The 18,035-nt window shown below is 69.3% G+C and carries 12 protein-coding genes; 5 read left to right on the top strand and 7 right to left on the bottom strand.

Annotation, left to right across the window (positions count from 1 at the left end; translation table 11 throughout):
* Window positions 1-947 precede the first annotated feature (947 nt).
* Together QZ607_RS17930 and QZ607_RS17925 are read right to left on the bottom strand one after the other, a co-directional pair.
* Complete coding sequence (locus tag QZ607_RS17930) at window positions 948-2,573, bottom strand: MraY family glycosyltransferase (RefSeq protein WP_295885472.1); 1,626 nt, start codon at window positions 2,571-2,573, stop codon at window positions 948-950.
* A gap of 108 nt (window positions 2,574-2,681) precedes the next feature.
* Window positions 2,682-5,021 carry a tetratricopeptide repeat protein gene (locus QZ607_RS17925; RefSeq protein ID WP_295885470.1) on the bottom strand — a complete coding sequence of 780 codons (2,340 nt, stop codon included), beginning with the start codon at window positions 5,019-5,021 and terminating at the stop codon, window positions 2,682-2,684.
* A gap of 1,231 nt (window positions 5,022-6,252) precedes the next feature.
* Between QZ607_RS17925 and QZ607_RS17920 the strand changes: the two genes are divergently transcribed.
* The 3 genes from QZ607_RS17920 to QZ607_RS17915 all read left to right on the top strand — a co-directional run bounded on the left by QZ607_RS17920 (window position 6,253) and on the right by QZ607_RS17915 (window position 8,588).
* Window positions 6,253-6,555, top strand: coding sequence for a hypothetical protein (locus QZ607_RS17920; protein ID WP_295885468.1), 303 nt, complete (start codon window positions 6,253-6,255; stop codon window positions 6,553-6,555).
* Between the two features lie 386 nt (window positions 6,556-6,941).
* The gene (locus tag QZ607_RS25920; RefSeq protein WP_367268221.1) at window positions 6,942-7,286 is read left to right on the top strand and encodes a tetratricopeptide repeat protein; all 345 of its coding nucleotides are present in this window, start codon (window positions 6,942-6,944) and stop codon (window positions 7,284-7,286) included.
* 381 nt (window positions 7,287-7,667) lie between these two features.
* Window positions 7,668-8,588, top strand: coding sequence for a lytic transglycosylase domain-containing protein (locus tag QZ607_RS17915; RefSeq protein ID WP_295885465.1), 921 nt, complete (start codon window positions 7,668-7,670; stop codon window positions 8,586-8,588).
* Window positions 8,589-8,699: 111 nt separating this feature from the next.
* On the opposite strand, the gene QZ607_RS17910 is transcribed toward QZ607_RS17915, so the two are convergent.
* Window positions 8,700-10,079 carry a sigma-54 dependent transcriptional regulator gene (locus QZ607_RS17910; RefSeq protein ID WP_295885463.1) on the bottom strand — a complete coding sequence of 460 codons (1,380 nt, stop codon included), beginning with the start codon at window positions 10,077-10,079 and terminating at the stop codon, window positions 8,700-8,702.
* Between the two features lie 856 nt (window positions 10,080-10,935).
* Here QZ607_RS17910 and QZ607_RS17905 point away from each other — a divergent pair.
* On the top strand, window positions 10,936-12,111 hold the full coding sequence (locus tag QZ607_RS17905; RefSeq protein WP_295885462.1) for a glycerate kinase: 1,176 nt from the start codon (window positions 10,936-10,938) through the stop codon (window positions 12,109-12,111).
* 53 nt (window positions 12,112-12,164) lie between these two features.
* On the opposite strand, the gene QZ607_RS17900 is transcribed toward QZ607_RS17905, so the two are convergent.
* Entirely contained in the window at window positions 12,165-13,184 is a 1,020-nt protein-coding gene (locus tag QZ607_RS17900; RefSeq protein ID WP_295885461.1) for a patatin-like phospholipase family protein, read from the bottom strand.
* A 537-nt stretch (window positions 13,185-13,721) separates the two neighbouring features.
* Here QZ607_RS17900 and QZ607_RS17895 point away from each other — a divergent pair.
* Window positions 13,722-14,522 carry a class I SAM-dependent methyltransferase gene (locus QZ607_RS17895; protein ID WP_295885459.1) on the top strand — a complete coding sequence of 267 codons (801 nt, stop codon included), beginning with the start codon at window positions 13,722-13,724 and terminating at the stop codon, window positions 14,520-14,522.
* 39 nt (window positions 14,523-14,561) lie between these two features.
* Here QZ607_RS17895 and QZ607_RS17890 read toward each other — a convergent pair whose 3' ends face one another.
* From QZ607_RS17890 to QZ607_RS17880, 3 genes are all read right to left on the bottom strand, one after another.
* A complete protein-coding gene (locus QZ607_RS17890; RefSeq protein WP_295885457.1) occupies window positions 14,562-16,070 on the bottom strand; it encodes a hypothetical protein in 1,509 nt (502 codons plus the stop codon).
* Entirely contained in the window at window positions 16,067-16,705 is a 639-nt protein-coding gene (queE, locus tag QZ607_RS17885; protein ID WP_295885455.1) for a 7-carboxy-7-deazaguanine synthase, read from the bottom strand. The genes QZ607_RS17890 and queE overlap by 4 nt, the downstream gene beginning before the upstream one ends.
* Before the next feature lie 152 nt (window positions 16,706-16,857).
* Entirely contained in the window at window positions 16,858-17,988 is a 1,131-nt protein-coding gene (locus QZ607_RS17880; RefSeq protein ID WP_295885454.1) for a 6-carboxytetrahydropterin synthase, read from the bottom strand.
* Between the last annotated feature and the right edge of the window lie 47 nt (window positions 17,989-18,035).

Raw genomic sequence — 18,035 nt, 5'->3', positions numbered from 1 at the left:
TTCATCATGTGTTTCATCGTTTCGCAGCTCCTTATCTGAGCTTTGCACTTGATCAAGTCTGCCTTGGGACGCCACCACCGGCCGATGGTCTACAGCGCCCGAGGGCCGTTCCGACAGACCGCGATCTGTCCAGAATTAAGGGGCACGAACCGCGCCAATCTGCCGGAAAACATTGAATCAGTCACTTAGGACCCCAGTGACCGCCTCGGTGCTGCCACCGTTGTTTCAGTCCTGTGACACTCCGGAGGCCGGTTACGGCAACACCGCTTCACATCCGAAAAAACCGAAGAACAATAAGGCACTTACAAGGAGAGGCGCAGCGCGGTGACTGTAAAGAAAACTGACACTTGGCGGGGGTGACGACGACGCATGGTCACAGAACCGGCATGAGCGCAACGCGCACCGCGTTTCAGCGGGCATTCGATCCGATCGCCGTTCCGGTGGATCGGTTGATTGACCGAGGCGCGTATGGTGTAAACGCTGTTCTCCGGATATCCGGATGCTCCACCCAGTGGGTGCGACCTGGGCATGCTGTCCAGCAGGTGCAGGCATTCGTCAAAGATCTCTCGCACAGAGACCCAAAAACGCAGAGGAGAAGAGAAACCATGCAAGTAGAGTGGAATCCGCGGAGCTTTGCCGAGGACATTCCCGCTTTCTTCCCTTTGCGCCTTTGCGCCTTTGCGTCTCTGCGCGACACCATTTTTCGGCACAAGCGCGGGGTCCTCGCCCCTTGCCTGCGCTGGCCTTGATCGTGCTTCGACCATGTTGCGGGAATGGACCCGGGACGCGAAGCGTCGGCCCCTGCTCCCAAGCTGGAGCGTGACAGCGAGCGCCGGCCCGCTGCTCGGACCTATGTTTCACCCCATTTCGAGATCGCACACTCCCCGGTGCCCGAGTGGGCCAGCGGCATGAGTCGCCGCACACCCATGGGCCGCACGCTGCGTCACTCAGAACGGCACCAGGCCGCGGGCCGCGAGTGTCATGAGCGCGGCGAGGGTGCCGAGCCGCAGTGCGTCCCAGCACCGCTCGCGGGCCTGCAGCAGGATCTCGATGGCATAGAACAGGATGATGGCCTGCAGCACCAGAATGCCGATGTCCTTGAGGCCGAGGTCACGCAGCATGGGTGCCGTTAGGGCGCCGAGCAGGATCAGCACATCGAGCGTGCTCACCTGGAAGCCGGCGCTGGACACCCGCACCCAGAGCGCCACCGCAATTGCGACCACGCCGAAAAAGACCGGGAGGCATTGCGGGCAGGCGGTCGTCACCGGCGCCGCCGCCAGGAGATAGCACACGGCCGCCGCCGCGGTATAGGCGCTGAGACGCTCGATGGCGAGGACCGGCCAGCGCCTGACCCAGAGCGCCAGCAGCAACAGAACGCAGAGCGAGGCCGCGAGCAGCCCGATATCGGTGCCCACCGAGGGGGCGCCCAGGGCACCGATGACCAGGCACAGTGGCACGACAAGCCGAAGCAGGCTGTACGGCAAGCGCACGGTGATGCCGGTGCGCCGCAGTCGCCGCATGACGCGGGTGAGGGGTCGGCCCTGCAGGGGCCGTGCATGCAGGTCAACGCGGTACTGCTCCAGGGCACATTCGCCGAGGAGCACCAACAGACAGAAGACGGCGTAGACCAGCAGGATCACCCCATCCGGCCCATCGCGCAGCAGGTAAGCCAGCACCAGCAGCAGGAACTGGAGCCCGTAGATCAGGCTCACGGCCTCCGCCTGGCTCAGCCCGGCGGCGATGAGGCGGTGATGCAGGTGCGTGCGGTCCGCATGAAAGGGTGAGCGCCCACGGGCAATGCGCCTCGCCATGACCGTGAGCATGTCCAGGATGGGCACGCCGAGCACGAGCAAGGGCAATACCGGGCTGAGTCCGGCAGCGGGCCGCTGCGTGATCATGATGGCCAGCACGCCGACGCTGAACCCCAGGAGCTGGCTGCCCGCGTCGCCCATAAAGAGCCGGGCCGGGTAGGTGTTGAAGCGCAAAAAGCCGAGCACGGCGCCGAGCAGCGCGGCGAGCAGGATCAACGCCGGGCTGGCGGCGCCCCCGGCATCCAGCACCAGCAGGCAGCAGACCGCCAGCAGGCTGATGCCGCCGGCGAGCCCATCCAGGCCGTCGGACAGGTTGACGGCGTTGGTGACCCCGGCGAGCACCAGCAGCGTGAGGGGCAGCGCGAGCGGCACCGGCAGCAGCCCGCCCGGCCAGTAAGGCACGCGCTGGATCAGCACCGCGCCGCCGATGACGACGATGGCCGCCGCCAGCAGCTGCCCGAGCAGCTTCAGGCGATAGTCGAGGTTGAAGCGATCATCCAGCAGCCCGAACACGAACAGCACCGCCAGCGCGGCGACGAAGGCGCCGATGCCGTCGCGCAGCGGCGTCCAGACCAGCACCGGCACGAGAAAGCCGACGAAAATAGCGACGCCGCCGATGCGCGGAATCCGCCCCGCATGCACCTTGCGCCCGCCGCCGCTGTCCATCAGCCCCAGCGGCCCGGCGGCATGCACCAGGGGCGGGATCAGCACCATCGCCAGGAACAGCGCCAACAGAAAGGCGTATGCGGCTCTGACTTCCACCGGCTGCGGCTCGTTGGGCTGCGCCGGCGCAGGCGTCGTCGGCCGCTCGCCGGGGCGCGTGCTCAGCAGTGCGCACGCCCGGGCATCGCGGCAGAGGACGCCGCGCCGTTAACGGGACTGGAGCGACGCCAGTGCCGCCCTTGCGTCCTCGCGACCGTCGAAGGGCTGCTCCGCCGCCGCGGCGGCGGTCAACAGGGGCTTGGCCTCGTCCGGGCGGCCCAGCTTCAGGTAGGCCATGCCGAGGTGGAACTGCCGTTGGGGCGTCGGCTCACCGGCGGCCCTGGCCTGCTCCATCAGCTCCGCCGCGCGCTGGTACTCGCCGCTGCGGTAATGGACCCAGCCCAGCGTGTCGAGAAAGGCGGGCTGGTCGCTGCCCGCGAAGCGCTGCGCCAGCGTCAGCGCCCGGGCCAGGCCGTCGGCATCGTCAGCGCGATGGTTCGCGAGCAGCATCGCCAGGTTGTTGGCGGCCCAGTCGGCGTTGGGGTTTGCCGCCAGCAGCGCCTCGTAGGCGGCCATGGCCTCGTCGATGCGCCCCGCCTGCTCCAACACCAGCGGCAGGGCCGTGACCAGCAGCGGGCTGCCGCTGCTCGCCTCGATGCCGGCGCGCAGTGTCGCGACCGCGGCGTCCGCATCGCCGGCGGCGCGCTGCAGCCCCGCCAGGCGCTCGTAGGCAAGCGGGGCGCCGGGCCGTGCGTCGATGGCCTGCTCGTAGCGGGCGCGGGCCTCATCGAGGCGACCGGCGGCCACATAGACCTCGCCCAGGAGATTGGTCGCGACGATCTCGTCGGCACCCTGCTCCAGCGCCCGCAGCAGCTGCTGCTCGGCCTCGTCGAAGCGCTCCAACGCCAGCAGGCTGCGGGTCAGGGCCACCAGCGGCTGGGCCGCCTCCGGCTTCTTTTCCAGCGACGTGCGCAAGGGCGCGACGCTGGCCTCGACCTCGCCGCGGCGTTGCTTGACCAGGCCGCTCAGATAATGGCCCAGCGGATGCTCGGGACGGGTTTCGAGCACCAGGGTCGCGGTCTCCGCCAAGGCCTCGGTGTCGGGCTGGCGTTGCTGGACGCTCGCCAGCGCGGTCTGCGCAAGGGGACTCGCGGGGTCGCGGGCGAGCAGCCTGTCCAACACCAGGGTCGCACCCTCCACGTTGCCGTAGCGGGTGCGCAGGCCCGCCAGCTGAAGGTAGCCGGCTGGGTCATCCGGCGCGAGCTCGATGGTCTTCTCCAGGGCATCCTCCGCCAGGGCCGGCTCGCCGCGGGCCTCGTGGGCGGTGGCGAGCATGCGCAACGCGCCGGTGGCGTCCGGGTTGTCGCGCAGGATGCTGCGCAGATCCGCGATGGCCTGATCCGCGTCCTGGTCCTGCAGGGCCAGCGCCGCCCGCACCAGCAGGGCGTCGCCGTTCGCCGCATCCTTGGTCAGGACGGCCTCGGCCAGGGTGCGGGCTTCGTCGAGGCGCTCCCCGGAGAGCGCGAGCGCGGCGAGCTTGGCCCGCGCGCGCAGACCGTCGGGTCCGTCACCGTCGCGGGCAATGATCTCGCGGTAGACGGCCTCGGCCTGTTCCATCTCGCCCGCGTTGCTGCGGCGTAGCGCGAGTGCGAAGCGCAGCGCGTTGTCGTCCGGCCGCTCGGCGATAAATGCCTGCAGCTGCTCGGCGGCGACCGCCGCCCCCTGCTGCGCCTCCAGCAGAGCCACGAGCGCGAGCCTGGCGTCATTGTCCTCCGGCAGCTCCGCGACGGCCTGACGCAGCACTTGCGCGGCGGCCTCAGCGTCGCCGCGGGCGTTCAGATACTGCGCCAGACGGACGCGGTGATCGAGCACCCTGGGCTCGCGCTCGATGATCTGCCGCAGGATGGACTGCGTGCCCTCGGTGTCGCCGAGCTGCTGGCTGATGCCCGCGAGCGCCAGGAGCAGCGGGAGGTCGTCCGGATGGGCGGCGAGCGCCGTCTGCAACGACGCCTTCGCGGCGGGCAGGTCGGCTTGCTGAATGCGCACCTGCGCACGCAGGGCCAGCGCCTCGCGCAGCGTCGGGTCCTTCAGGAGGGCCGCCTCGGCGTCGGTCAGGGCGGCATCCGGGTCGCCCTGGCGCAGGCGCACGGCGCCGCGCAGTGCGAGCGCCGCCGGATCATCGGGTTTCGCCGTGAGCACGGCCTGCACCTGCGCCAGAGCCTCGTCCGGACTGTTGCCGGCCAGCAGCAGGGTGCCGAGCTTGATGCGGGCTTCCAGGTTTTCAGGGTCGAGCTCGACCGTCTTTTCGTAGGCCGAGTAGGCGCCCCGCCAGTCCTCCTGTTCTTCAGCGATCCTGGCCAGGCGGAACCAGGCTTCCGGGGACTTCGGGTCGATCTGGAGCACATTGCGGAACTCCAGCCGCGCTTTGACCAGGTCACCCTCCGCGTACAGGGCGAGGCCGCGCTCCAGGTAGCGGCGGGCGCGGTCTTCTGCGCTGCAGCCGCTCATCGAAACCGCTGCAAGTGCCACAATGAGGGCGGCTATGGGTGTGCATCTGGCGATCATGTCCCGTCCTCAGGGTCGATCGGAATCATCCGAAACGGCGGCGAGGTGCTTTATTGTTTTGTTGTTGCCGCGAGTAGGTACTGGGCATGCGATGCCCAAGCGTGCGGCATGCGGTGCCGAGGTGTGCGGCATGCAGACCGTCTGATGATGGAGCCTGCAACACGCACCGAGTACGCCAGATACGCTAACTTGCGCCAGCGCCCACGAACATCGGGGCATCCCGGTTTCGGCTGATTGGTAGTTCGCCGAGAGCTTGTGCCCGGGGCGGGTGGCGATATGCTCGACCCTGATCACCTGCACGGCATTGCGCACGACCACGTTCTAGGACGATTGGAACGCGCGCAGTACCGTGTAACCCGCCAGCATCCTTAAACACGGCGCCAATTAAGGTTAATCCCGAGCAGAACAACAGCCTTCCGCTTATCCACCAATACAGGACGTTCGCCAGAAGGCCCCTGAGAGGCCCTTCCCGACGCTCGTTGAGAGCTGCGCAAGAGAGTCGAGTCCATTGCCGATCTTCACCGTCAGCGGACAGGCAGTGTCAGGATTTTTAACAGCGCACGGCAGGAGGAGCAGGTGCGGAGGGTAGGAAGCCTGGGCCAAACCGGAACATGTTCTTACTTGCCTTGCTCAGAGCGTCAACGCGCCGCAAGAAAGCCCAGACTCCACAGCTTATGAGGGCCTTAAGGCGGAGGCTGCGTATCCCACCGGAACGGAGACGTGGATATTGACCTTGCTTTGGCTGCCGCGCTGACGTCCCCGACGGCGTCTCAACACGCTCATCGTTCACCACAATTGATGCCCAAGCCCCGACAAGCATCTGACGAGAAGAGATACCCCGGGCACTTACGCCTTCTTCTTCATAAGGAGTCCCCCGGCGTCGATGACCGCTGCTTCCTGACCGTTTGCCTCAGACGCACGAGCGCAAAGTTTACACCCCAACGGTGATCCTCAACTCTTTCCCGGGGCTAAAGACGGTTACAGCCTGGAGTGTGCAGCAACAGGAGGTTGCGATATCGATGGCTACCTGGACGATGGCGCGGGCACGGGTTCCTTTCAAAACACGGCGACGCTTGACGACACGAGCGCGACCGCTTATTCCAGTCTTGCCAACGCGAGTCCGGAGGTTCGCGCGGCCTTCTTCGCCAATTTGATCGGTGTGTCGTCCGATAGGGTGAGCGGAGCACTGGCAGCAGATTCCGATACAGATCCTGCACTAGAGGCCACCATCACCTTAGGTCCAGGCACCTATAGCGCTAATCAGGCTGGTTGGTACGTATTCTTCACACTCGATACAATTGCCGACGTATCTATGTTGAAGGATGGCGTTGCAGCAGTTGACGACAACGGGTTACCAGACGTCTGGAGCAATGTGGTCCAGCTGAGGGTTGTCTCCATCCCAGCCGCAGCATGGCTGTTCGGTTCCGCCCTGATCGGCATGGCCGGTGTCGGTTACAGGCGCAGCCGCCGCAGCTGAGTCTCGGCTCACCCTGTTGAATGCGTGTCGCGGACCCTACGGCGCGCGTTCTTTACGCGCGCATGTCGTTTATAAGCGCTCCAACGGAGCACGCGGGTACGAGCATGCGAATGCCCGGACCGCTCTAACCAGTTTACCCAACGAACGGTTGCGTTCCCTCACCGATATTGATCCGCGCTTTCATCTATAGTTTTCCGACGCCTAGTCGCTCATATCGCAGATGGCAGGCGCAAACCGCAAGGGTCGAGCGCGAGAGCGGAGACATCAACTCAGTGATTACTCGACCTCGCCACTGTCCCTGCTGGCGCAGACAGGCCAAGTCGATCAGGCCATCGACGCCTATGAAGATGTCTTGACGGCGAATCCCGAGACGCCCGCCGCCGCCAATGATCTGGCCATGCTCCTGGCAAACCACCGGCAGAGCGATGCCGGCAGCCTGGCCAGGACCCTGGAGATCATGCAGCCGCTCCAGGAAACCTGGCGTCGCATCCTTCCTGGATACCCTCGGCTGGGTCTACTATCGCAGGGGCGAATACCAGCGTGCGGCGGAGGTGTTGGAGCGGGCGCAAGCCAGCGAGGAGTCCACGCCGCAGCGACAGTTCCACCTGGGTATGACCTATCTCAAGCTGGGCCGAATCGAGGAGGCGAGACCACTATTGACCGCCGCGGCAAATGCGGCGCAACCCTTCGTCGGTATCGAAGTCGCCCGGAAGGCTCTTGGGTCGCTCTAACGACTACAATCGCAGGAAACCGGTGCCTGTGGATTAGGTCGGCCCGGGCCACCAATCGGTTTTTGGCTCTCGATGGGAAACTCGGAAACCGGCAGACCGGCAAACCGGTCCGTAGCCAACGGACTCAGGTTGCTGACACATGTTCTTGCTGTTATGCCAGCGCCATCGGTCTTGCTGTCGCCATGCAAGCCCGTGCAGGTCCAACAGGATGATCCTGAGGGTCGACAGGCTCGTCAGGACGGTGCTCGGACTCTGGCCGTGATCAACAGACAACACCCCCGTGACAGGCAAGCCGGGACGGACACGGCGCTCTTCCTCCGCGGACGATGGCTCGGTTTCTCTCGCGAGCGCCGTTGCGGCGCACCAGACGACAGGCCTGCCATGTCTCCAGCCACGCTGCTCGGGCTCACGCGGGTCTGCGTCGCCGCTGTTGCACTGCTGGTCGCGCCGGGGAATGCTCCCGCCTTCGAGAGCCGCGATGTCCATGGCTCGGACAGCGACACCGGCATGGTCGTAAGCAGCGAGCGCAGCACGCAGGCGAAGGCCGCCGCGCCACAGCAGCACAGCAGCGCGGAAATCCATCGCCTCATTCACCGCGCCGCCCAACGCCACGGGGTGGAGGCGGCCCTTGTACATGCGGTGATCGCCGCGGAGTCCGCTTACGATGCGCGTGCGGTGTCGCCCGCCGGCGCCATCGGCCTGATGCAGCTGATGCCCGCGACGGCGTCCGACTATGGCGTACACTCGCGCGCGGCGTTGTTCGAGCCGTCCATCAACATTGACGCCGGCGTACGCCACCTGAAGCGCCTGCTGGGGAAATACCGGGGGGACTACGGCCGGGTCATCATGGCCTATAACGCCGGTGAAGGTGTCGTGGACCGCACCGACAGCAAGGTGCGCTATCCAGAGACGCTCGACTATACAGAGGCGGTCATCCGCCGCTATCGTGCGCTCGGCGGCACCAGGCCGTTGCAGCACGTGCTGCGGAAGGTCTCCGCACTGCGCAAGCCCGTCGGCGCGGCAATCACCGGCGGCGGCGAGCATCAGGACCAGGGCAACGGCGTCGGCGTACTCCCCGCCACGAGCCCCCGGCTGCGGGCCGGGCTGCCGAAGGCGCCGCTGAATGCCATGTCGCCGCTGCGGGACCGCAGCAGACGGGTGATGCAGGGGCAGGATAAGGGACAGGTGCCGGCGCAGGGGCACCCGAGGCGGGGCAGCGGCATCCGCGCCGGCATCGATCCCGCCCTCAATCCCGCCCGGCGCGGCACTCCGGTAAGCCCGCGTCTGGGGCCGAAGCCCTAGCCGGCGCCGCGGCCCTGACCCCCGGGGTCTGCACGGGTTGATCGCCCATCCCGGCGGTGACACGGCAACGCAGCACGGCATTCACCGCAGCACACCCCGCCTGAGCCCGGATCAGCCCCGCCCAATGTCGTGCTTCGCCATGAGCCGGTACAGGGTCATCCTGGAGATCCCGAGCGCGCGCGCGGTCTTGCTGACGTTGCCGCTGTGACGCCTGAGCTGCTGTTGCAGCGCGGTCTTCTCCGCACGCTGCAGGGCCTGGTCGAGCGATTGCTCGGGCACGTCGGACGCCCACCGCAGGCGCACCAGATGCTCCGCGGTGATCTGCCCCCCATCGCAATGCAGACTGGCCTGTATGACGCAGTTACGCAGCTCCCGCACATTGCCGGGCCAGTCCTGATCCCGCAGCCAATCCAGGGCGTCGGCGGAAAAGCCCCGCAGGCCGCGCGGCAGCCTGTGCGCTTCCGCCCGCAGGAAATGCTCGGCGAGCGCCTGGATGTCCGAGCGTCGCTGCCGCAACGGCGGCGTCCTGATGGACAAGAGATCCAGCCGATAGAGCAGGTCCTGGCGGAAGCGGCCCTGATGGATCTCGTCATGCAGGTTGCGGTTGGTGGCCGCGAGCACCGTCACGTCCACCCTGACGCCGCGTCGCCCACCCACGGGGATCACGACCTTGTCGTCCAGGAACCGCAGCAGACTGGCCTGCGCCTCCAGCGGCATCTCGCCCACCTCGTCGAGCAGCAGGGTGCCGTTCTGGGCCGTTCGGATCAGGCCGCTGTTGGCCGACGACGCCCCGGTGAAGGCGCCCCTCTCGACACCGAACAGCTCCGCCTGCATCAGGGAGGCCGGCACGGCTGCGCAGTTGACCGCAACGAATGGGCCCGCGGCACGCTGCGACAGCGCATGGATGGCACGCGCCACAAGCTCCTTGCCGGTACCTGTTTCTCCGGTGATCAGCACGGGCAGATCGGTTTCGGCAACGCGCTCGATGGCGTCGTGCAGCTTGCGCATCGGCGCGCTCGTGCCGATCAGGCCGAAGCGGCCGGCTTCCAGGCCGCTGTCGGCGGCCCGGTCCGCCTCGGACAGGGCCGCAACGCCCCAGGCGTGACCCAATGCATAGGTCAGCCCAGCAGGCTCCACCGGCAGCAGCTGGTAATCACGGAGCTCCGAGACGATGAAGCGCCTGACGTCGGCACGCTCCAGGGCCTCGCGCGGCAGCAGCGCCACCCACTCCAGATCCGGCAAGCCTCTGACAAAAAGCCGTATTTCTTGAAGCTCAGCGTCGCTCACCGGTTCCGGAAACAGAACCAGACCGGCCAGGATATTGAGGCGGCGACAGAGCGCTCCGGCGTCTTCCAGGCTGGCGCAGTGGTGCAGGGTCCAGCTGCTCTCGCGCAACGCCAAGGCTGCCGGCGCGTCAAGCGCGCGGCGCCCGTGCACAAGGAGTGGGCGCAACGCACCGATGCCCGCGCGACGACCGAGGATTGGATGCATGGCGACAGGGTCGTCGCCATGAGCATCGACCGGATGGGATTGCTCTGCCGTCATCGGCACGACTTCGGCAATCCACATGGCGCACGCCATGCTCGGGTGCGTGTCGTCCAATCTGGTGCGGCGCCGTCCGGCTCAGAACAGACCGCGCGGCGCAGCTGCGACCCGGTTGCCTGTCGAACGCCCGAGACGTGCGCCGGTACGCGGTGCGCTTTTCTTTGCAGACTCATCCCCATGTGCGCGCCCATTCTGTTCTCTTATTGGCAGCTCAAGCGCCGAAGCGTCGGTAGACGCCGGAACAGCGCCTGGCTCGAAGCGGCTTTGCGCTGGATACGGGCTGAGTCTGTCATGCTTGACAACGTGATGCGCTCACGTGCCGAGCCGATGCCCGGACGGAGCTGCTCGCAGAGGCGGGGCTGCGGATGACGATCTATTGCCTTCGCTGCAAATCGGCATGCGCACAACAGTGCTATGCCATTGATCTGCAGAGAGATGTCATCCCCATCGCAGCCAACATGCAAGGGCAGCGCATCGGTCGGACCCCGTCCGCATGGCAAACAGGGTCGTCATCGCAGGCGCTGCGTGCCCGATTACCGGCGTCAACTAGAGTCCACAAAATGCCGTGCATGATGAATAGTGCGTTGCCGTATTGTTGCCGGCAGCGTCGCCCATCCGGATCATCAGGCTTTCCCCTTGCATGCCGAATAGGGGGAGCCTGGATGGCCTCTCCACGGCTCACGACCCGCAGCGCTGCCATGGGGCCACGCCGGCGGAGTCGCTCCAAGCCTCGGGCGATTCGGCGGCGTGTCGGGCGCACAAAGCGACACGTGCGCGCCACCGGCGTCCAATGCCATGATCCGTGCAGCAGCCGAGCACCACCGACGCCGTCATCAACCGCATGCCCAGGATCATCCTCGCCCCCAACGCCCTGAAGGGCAGCTGCACCGCAGCGGCGGCGGCGGCGGCCATGGCCCGGGGCAGCGCCCGCGCGCTGTCGGAGGCCGAGCTTGTGGAGCTGCCCGTGGCCGATGGCGGCGACGGGCTCGCCGAGGTGCTGACGGCCGCGCTGCACGGGGAGCGGCGCAGCGTCCGGGTCACGGGCCCGCGCTTCGCACCGGTGGACGCCGCCCTCGTCTGGAGCCCGGGCCGCCGCACCACGGTGGTGGAGATGGCGCTCGCCAGCGGCCTGGCGCTGCTCGCCGGGCCGGAGCAGGACGCCACCGCCACCACCACGCTCGGCACCGGCGAGCTGCTGCGCGCGGCGCTGGATCTCGGCGCCCGGCATATCATCGTGGGCCTGGGCGGCAGCGCCACCAACGACGGCGGCATCGGCATGGCCCAGGCGCTGGGCTGGCGCTTCCTGGATGCTTCAGGCCAGCCGGTGGCGCCCGTCGGCGCGCGGCTCGCCGACATCGCCCGCATCGACGGCACGGCCCGGGACGCGCGGCTGGATCAGGTGCGCATCGAGGCCGTCTGCGACGTGGACAACCCCCTCACCGGCCCGCGCGGCGCCGCCGCCGTCTATGGCCCGCAGAAGGGGGCGAGCCCGGCACAGGTGGCGGCCCTGGACGCCGGCCTCGCCCATCTTGCGACGCTCATCGCGCGCGAGCTGGGGCGCGAGATTGCCGACCTCCCCGGCGCCGGCGCTGCCGGCGGCCGCGGTGCCGGCCTGGTCGCCTTCGCCGGCGCCGCGCTCAGGCCCGGCGCCGATCTGGTGCTGGACCTGCTGGCCCTCGACCGCCACCTCGCCGGCGCCGATCTCGTCCTCACGGCGGAGGGCCAGATCGACGCCCAGACGGCCTACGGCAAGGCCCCCGCCGCCGTCGCCGCCCGCGCCAAGGCCCGCGGCATCCCCTGCATCGCCATCGCCGGCGGCATCGGCGCGGACATCGACGCGCTGCACGCCATCGGCATCGACGCCGTCTTCAGCCTCTGCCGCGGCCCCATGACCCTGGATGAAGCCCAGCGCGACGCCGAGACCCTGCTGGCGGACGCCGCCGAGCAGGCAGTCCGCGCCTTCTTTGCCGGCCGCTGATTCCCGGGGCCACGCCAGCCGACTGAAGTCGGCGTACTCAAGCCGGCTGCGGCTCAGTCCGCTGCACGCCGCTGTGCGTAGGCGCCGAGCTCCTGCTCGGCAATCTGCTCGCCGATCTCGATCAGCTCCTTCGCACGGTGGAATTCGTGCGCCTGGCAGACATCGCGGGGGATGTTGACGATCACATCCGGGGTGTAGGCAGCGAGCTTCACGGCGGCGATGGCGTTCTGCATGGTCTCGATGGAGCGGCTCACCAGCTCGAACACGTCGAGGCCGCCCGCTTCTGTGTCCTCGCCGTTGGGCTTGCCCTTGAAGCCTTCGGCGACCTCGTCAAGGAAGGCGAGGATGCGCCCGTGCAGGTCCTTGGGCTCCGCTGCGCGCGCCTCCTTCGAGGCCCTGTCGCCGTCGGCGTCGGGCGCATCGCCGCCGTTGGCACCCGGCTCAGGCAGCGTCGGCGGTGCCTGCGGCGGCCAGGGGGCGCCGTCGTCATTGCCGTTCAGGTTGACCGCAATGGTGAGGTCGGTCATGTCGCGGAAGGTGGGCGCGATGGGCACCGGGTTCAGCAGGCCGCCGTCCACCAGCTTGTGGCCCAGGTATTCGTGGGGCATGAACACCGTGGGCACGGCGATGGAGGCACGGATGGCGTCGAACAGCGGGCCCTTGGAGATCCAGACCTCGCGCTGGCGCTCGATGTCCGTCGCCACGGCGGTGTAGGCGATGGACAGGTCCTCGATGCGGTGCTCGCCCACCAGCTCGCGCAGGGTCTCGATGATGCGGTCGCCCTTGATGAGGCCGCTGCGGGACCAGGCGAGGTCCAGAAAGCGCAGCACGTCCGGCCGGCGCAGGGCGCAGATCCAGTCACGGTAGTCCGACAGGCGCCCGGCGGCGTAGATGCCGCCCACCAGCGCGCCCATGGAGCAGCCGGCGATGGACTCGATGCGGTAGCCATTCGCCGTGAGCCACTGGATGACGCCGATGTGCGCGAGGCCGCGGGCGCCGCCGCTGCCGAGGACCAGGGAGACGCTGGTGGCCGGGTCCGACTGGGCATGTGCATCGGTTTGCGCTTGGCTCATCCGCGGATACCTCGTGGCGGTGATGGGGGGCTCAGGATACCGCCGGGGGCCGGTGGGTGCTGGGGTGTGGGGGGCTGCGCTGGGGCGAGTGACGCTTGGCGGCGGTGGGCTTGGCCGAGTGAAACTCGGCGGCCCCAGGCTGGGCCGAGTGGAGCTTGGCGATCCCAGGCTGGGCCGAGTGGAGCTCGGCGGCCCCGGGGCTTGGCCGAGTGAAACTCGGCGGTCCCAGGCTGGGCCGAGTGGAGCTTTGCGGCCCCGGGCTGGGCCGAGTGGAGCTTGGCGGTCCCGGGCTTGGCCGAGTGAAACTCGGCGGCCCCGGGGCTGGGCCGAGTGAAACTCGGCGGCCCCAGGCTGGGCCGAGTGGAGCTCGGCGGTCCCGGGCTGGGGCGAGTGGAGCTTGGCGGTCCCGCGCTTAGGCGAGTGGAGCTTGGCGCTCCGGCGCTGCGCCTGGCCGGTTGTCGTGGGCTGCCTTGGGCATGGAAACCCCGGCTCCGGTCTGCTGTCGAGGGAGAGATCGCAAGCACACCGGAGCGGATCATGTTGCACAAGTTGTGGATTCCCAGGCCATTGAGCCGGGCCTGGCGCGGCCGACCCGGACCGGCTCGCCGGCCGTTGGCGCCGGCCGCGCTGCTCGGCAGCTTGCTGCTGGCCGCCGCGGCAGCGCCGGCACTCGCGGACAGCGCGCCGCATTACGAGACCAAGGCGCCGAGCCGCGACGGCATCGGCAAGGTCTACATGGGCCGGGAGATCTCGCAGGTGATGGGCCACCGCGGCGCCCGCTGGCTGGAGCGCCCGAGCCGCATCCGCGAGGAGCTGCCGGAGCGCGTGGTGGCGGCCATGGACCTCGCCGCCGACGCCGAGGTGGCGGACATCGGCGCCGGCACCGGCTACTTCGCCTTCCGGCTCGCGGAGCAGGTGCCGGCGGGCCGCGTCTTCGCCGTGGACATCCAGCCGGAGATGCTGGCCATCATGCGCGAGCGCATGGAGGAGCGGGGTGTCGAGAATGTGGACCTGGTGCTCGGCCGGGAGGACGACCCCGAGCTGCCCCCGAACAGCATCGACGCGGCGCTGCTGGTGGACGCCTACCACGAGTTCGCCTACCCGCGGGAGATGATGCAGGCCATCGTCGCAGCGCTGCGTCCGGGCGGGCGGGTGTTCCTGGTGGAGTACCGCGGCGAGGACCCGCGCATCCCCATCAAGCCCCTGCACAAGATGACCGAGGCCCAGGCCCGCCGGGAGATGGCGGCGGTGGGGCTCACCCATGTGCAGACGAAGGGCTTCCTGCCGAGCCAGCACTTCATGGTGTTCGAGAAGCCCGCGGCGGCGGCCGGGCGCTGACGGCGGCGGATGCCGACGGCGCCCGCGCCGTCGCCCGCCTCACTGCCAATTCGGCAAGCGCCGCAGCGGCCCGAAGCGCGCCTCGAGCTGCGACCAGGGCCGCACGATCCAGGACTGGAGCCGCGCCTCGCCCGTGGCGGCGAGGATCTCGCAGCCGTCGTTCGGCAGGAGCAGCGAGACCTCCGGCGCCGCCGGCGCCCGGGGTCGGAACGCCAGCGCGTTCATCCCCACCGGCCAGGCATCCAGCATCACCATCCAGCGCCATTGCAGCGACGGCGGCTGCTCCGACGTGCGGGCGATGCAGGGAGCGTCGGCCTCCGCCACCATGCGCCCCAGCTCGTTGGTGGCGAGCCACCAGCCCGCCGACTTGGCCGTGAGCATGATGAGCACGGCCGCTGCGGGCGCCGCGAGCCAGCCCGTGGGCACCCACACCGGCGGCACCGACCCGACGCCCGCCGCCCCGTCCGCTGTGCCCTCGGGCGCTCGGGCAGGCACGTCGGTGGCCCCGGCCCGCATCAGCAGCACCTGCCCCACCAGCGCCGCCAGCGCCATGAAGCCGAGCCCGGCCACGAAGGTCAGCGCCGCCTTGAGCTTGATACCCTGGCCGAACAGAAACTCACCGCCGATCCACAGGGCCAGCCCCACCAGCAGCGCCAGCAGGACCCCGGACACAGGCGCGAGCCAGCCCGGCCCGGCGCCGCGCCCACCGCGCAGCAGCACCAGGGCACCGAGCAGAGCCGCCAGCACCGCCGCCGCCAGCAGGGCATCCTGGGCCGGCGTGGACGGGAACAGGTAGTGCAGGGCAGCGTCCCCGCTCAAGTTCGAGCGCTCGTAGCGATTCGCGCCCACCAGCGTCCAGCCGAAGCGCAGCAGGCCCGTCAGCGCCAGCCAGGCGGCCAGCGTGAGCCAGGCCCAGCGCTGCGCCGTCCCGTCCTGCTGCCGCCCCCAGGCCGCCCGCGGCGCCGACCAGCCGAGCCAGGCCGCCAGCACCGCAAGCCCAAGCGCCGGCACGAAGGCCATGGGATGCAGCACCAGGAACAAGGCGCCGAGGAGCCAGCCATAGAGCCGCCCGGCACGCGCCGCCGGCCACAGCGCCGCCGCCAGCACGAAGGGCCAGGCCAGGTGCGCCGAAGACAGCAGCTCCGAGACGCCGGAGAAGTTGATCTGGTGCACCGTGAGCCACAGCAGCGGGAACAGCACCAGCGCCGGCGCCACCCGCCGCACCATGAGCCAGCAGGCGGCGAGCGACAGCACCGGCAGCGCCACATAGCCAAGCGAGAAGGCGTGGCGCAGCAGCACCGGGTCGTCCGTGAAGCGGCCGGCGAGGATGCCGGGCAGCTGCGGCAGCAGCGCGCCCACACGCAGGTTCGGCACCACAAAGCGCTCGTCCGCCGCGAGCTTGAACCAGTAGTAGGCGCCGTCGCCGTAGAGCGGCAGCCCCACCAACGCGGCCACGGTGTAGCCGAACGCCAGCGCCAGCAGCCACAGGTCCATGGCCCGGCGACCGTCCACGCCGGCGAGCCCGGCGAGCGTCCCGGGCCGGCTCATGGGATGCCGATCAGCTTGTGGGTCTGCAGGCTGAGCCGCCAGCGCGGGTGCGCCAGGCAGTAAGCCACCGCCGCGGCGGTGTGCTCCGCCCGCCGCGGGCCGTCCATGGGCTGAAGGTAGAAGTGCCGGAAGTCCAGGTCCGCGAAGCGCTCCGGCGGCGCCTTGGCCTGCGGGTAGACCAGCTTCAGCTCGTCGCCCGTGCGCTGCGTCAGGGGCGCATCCGCCTTGGGGCTCACGCAGATCCAGTCCACGCCCGCGGGCACCGGCAGGGTGCCGTTGGTCTCCACGGCGATCTCGAAGCCGCGGGCGTGCAGCGCCTCGATGAGCGCCGCGTCCAGCTGCAGGAGCGGCTCGCCACCGGTGCAGACCAGGTAGCGGCCGGTGTCGGCGCCATGCCAGGTCTCAGCCACGTGCGCCGCCAGCGCCTGGGCCGTGTCGAAGCGCCCACCCCCCGGCCCGTCGGTGCCGCGGAAGTCCGTATCGCAGAAGTCGCAGACGGCCGTCGCCCGGTCCTGCTCCCGGCCGGACCAGAGGTTGCAGCCGGCAAAGCGCAGGAACACCGCCGCCCGCCCGCTGCGGGCGCCCTCGCCCTGGAGGGTCAGAAAGCATTCCTTGACGCTGTAGCGGCTGGACATGGCAGCAGGTCCGGGTGGCAACGTAGGTCGGTTCAGCGCCAGCGTGACCCGACCATCACAGTCTCACAGGTCATGTCGAGCGTCGAGTCACGCCGCCCAAAGCACACCGGCAGCGGATACCCGACCGGACCGCACCGCGCCGACACCCGCCGTCATGCCGGCAGCGCCGGCCCCAGGTCACCCCAGCACAGCACCGCGCCGCAGCCGGGGGTCTGCTGCAGGTCGATGCGCTCGAGCCACGGCAGCCCGCCCGCGGCCTGCTCGCGGATCCAGCCCGCGAGCCCGGCGGGATCGGCGCCGGCGGGGCCGGTACGCGTGTCCAGGCGGTGGTGGTCGAGCCGGTCGTAGACGGGTCTGAACAGGGCCTTCACGTCGCCGTAGTCCAGGGTCCAGCCGAGCACGTCGTCCAGCGGCGCGCTCAGGTGCAGCCGCAGCAGGTAACTGTGGCCGTGCAGCCGGCGGCGGCGGTCGCCGTCCGGGGCCTGCTCCAGGCGCAGCGCGGACTCGAAGCGCAGCTCCTTCCAGATGCGGTAATGCCCGCCGTCGAAGTGGCAGCCGGCGGTGGCCGTCTCGTACACCGTCACCCAGGACAGCGCCGGCACCTGCGGCTTGAGCCGCGCCCAGAGCCAGCGGCACAGCAGCTCACTGGTGGGGTTCTCGAGGCCCGGGATGTCGTTCAGGCAGGCATGGTCCAGCTGCGCATCCAGGGGCGCCCAGAGCGCGGCGATGGCGTCGAAGTCCACCCCCATGTCCGCGCCGCCCGATGCGGCCCCGCCCAGGTCCTGATCCAGGTGCAGGATCACCTCGAAGCCATGCCCGTGCATGCGCCCGCAGGGGTGGCCGTCCGGCACATGCGGCAGCCGATGCGCGGCCTCGAAGCGGAACCGGTGCCAGAGGTGAGCATGGCCGTCCGGCGCCAGGTCCGCGCCCGTGTCCGCCGTGCTGCGGATGCCGACGGTGGCGATGCCGGGCACGCCCGCGTCCGCCAGCCGGCGGTGGACGAAGCGCGCCAGGTTCTCGTCCGTGGGCACCGGCAGCCGCGCGTTCAGGTCCGCATAGTCCAGCGGCGCGACGGCCGCCGCCAGCGCCGCCTGCAGCGCATCCGTCTCGCCGCCGGCGAAGCCCCTGCCCACCGGCGACCAGCCCGACGGCAGCGCCGCCCGCACCCGGGCCCGGTAACTGTGGCCGTGCAGGCGTGCGGCACGGTGCTCCGTCGGCAGCACCGGCACGCGCAGCGCGGCCTCGAAGGGGGCGGCGGCGATATGGAAGAGTTGCTGTGGCATGGCTGCGGATAAGGAGCTGGGGCCTAGAGGCGAGGGCTGAGGGCTGA

The sequence above is a fragment of the uncultured Thiohalocapsa sp. genome (assembly GCF_913063425.1).
GTDB lineage: Bacteria > Pseudomonadota > Gammaproteobacteria > Chromatiales > Chromatiaceae > Thiohalocapsa.
This window is presented reverse-complemented; position numbering and strand designations above follow the sequence as displayed.

Excerpts from the sequence above, each read along its gene's own strand:
- QZ607_RS17925 (WP_295885470.1), bottom strand. The coding sequence starts at position 5,021 with ATGAGCGGCTGCAGCGCAGAAGACCGCGCCCGCCGCTACCTGGAGCGC.
- QZ607_RS17880 (WP_295885454.1), bottom strand. The coding sequence starts at position 17,988 with ATGCCACAGCAACTCTTCCATATCGCCGCCGCCCCCTTCGAGGCCGCG.
- QZ607_RS17900 (WP_295885461.1), bottom strand. The coding sequence starts at position 13,184 with ATGAGCCAAGCGCAAACCGATGCACATGCCCAGTCGGACCCGGCCACC.
- QZ607_RS25920 (WP_367268221.1), top strand. The coding sequence starts at position 6,942 with ATGATCTGGCCATGCTCCTGGCAAACCACCGGCAGAGCGATGCCGGCA.
- QZ607_RS17910 (WP_295885463.1), bottom strand. The coding sequence starts at position 10,079 with ATGCATCCAATCCTCGGTCGTCGCGCGGGCATCGGTGCGTTGCGCCCA.
- QZ607_RS17895 (WP_295885459.1), top strand. The coding sequence starts at position 13,722 with ATGTTGCACAAGTTGTGGATTCCCAGGCCATTGAGCCGGGCCTGGCGC.
- QZ607_RS17890 (WP_295885457.1), bottom strand. The coding sequence starts at position 16,070 with ATGAGCCGGCCCGGGACGCTCGCCGGGCTCGCCGGCGTGGACGGTCGC.
- QZ607_RS17915 (WP_295885465.1), top strand. The coding sequence starts at position 7,668 with ATGTCTCCAGCCACGCTGCTCGGGCTCACGCGGGTCTGCGTCGCCGCT.
- queE (WP_295885455.1), bottom strand. The coding sequence starts at position 16,705 with ATGTCCAGCCGCTACAGCGTCAAGGAATGCTTTCTGACCCTCCAGGGC.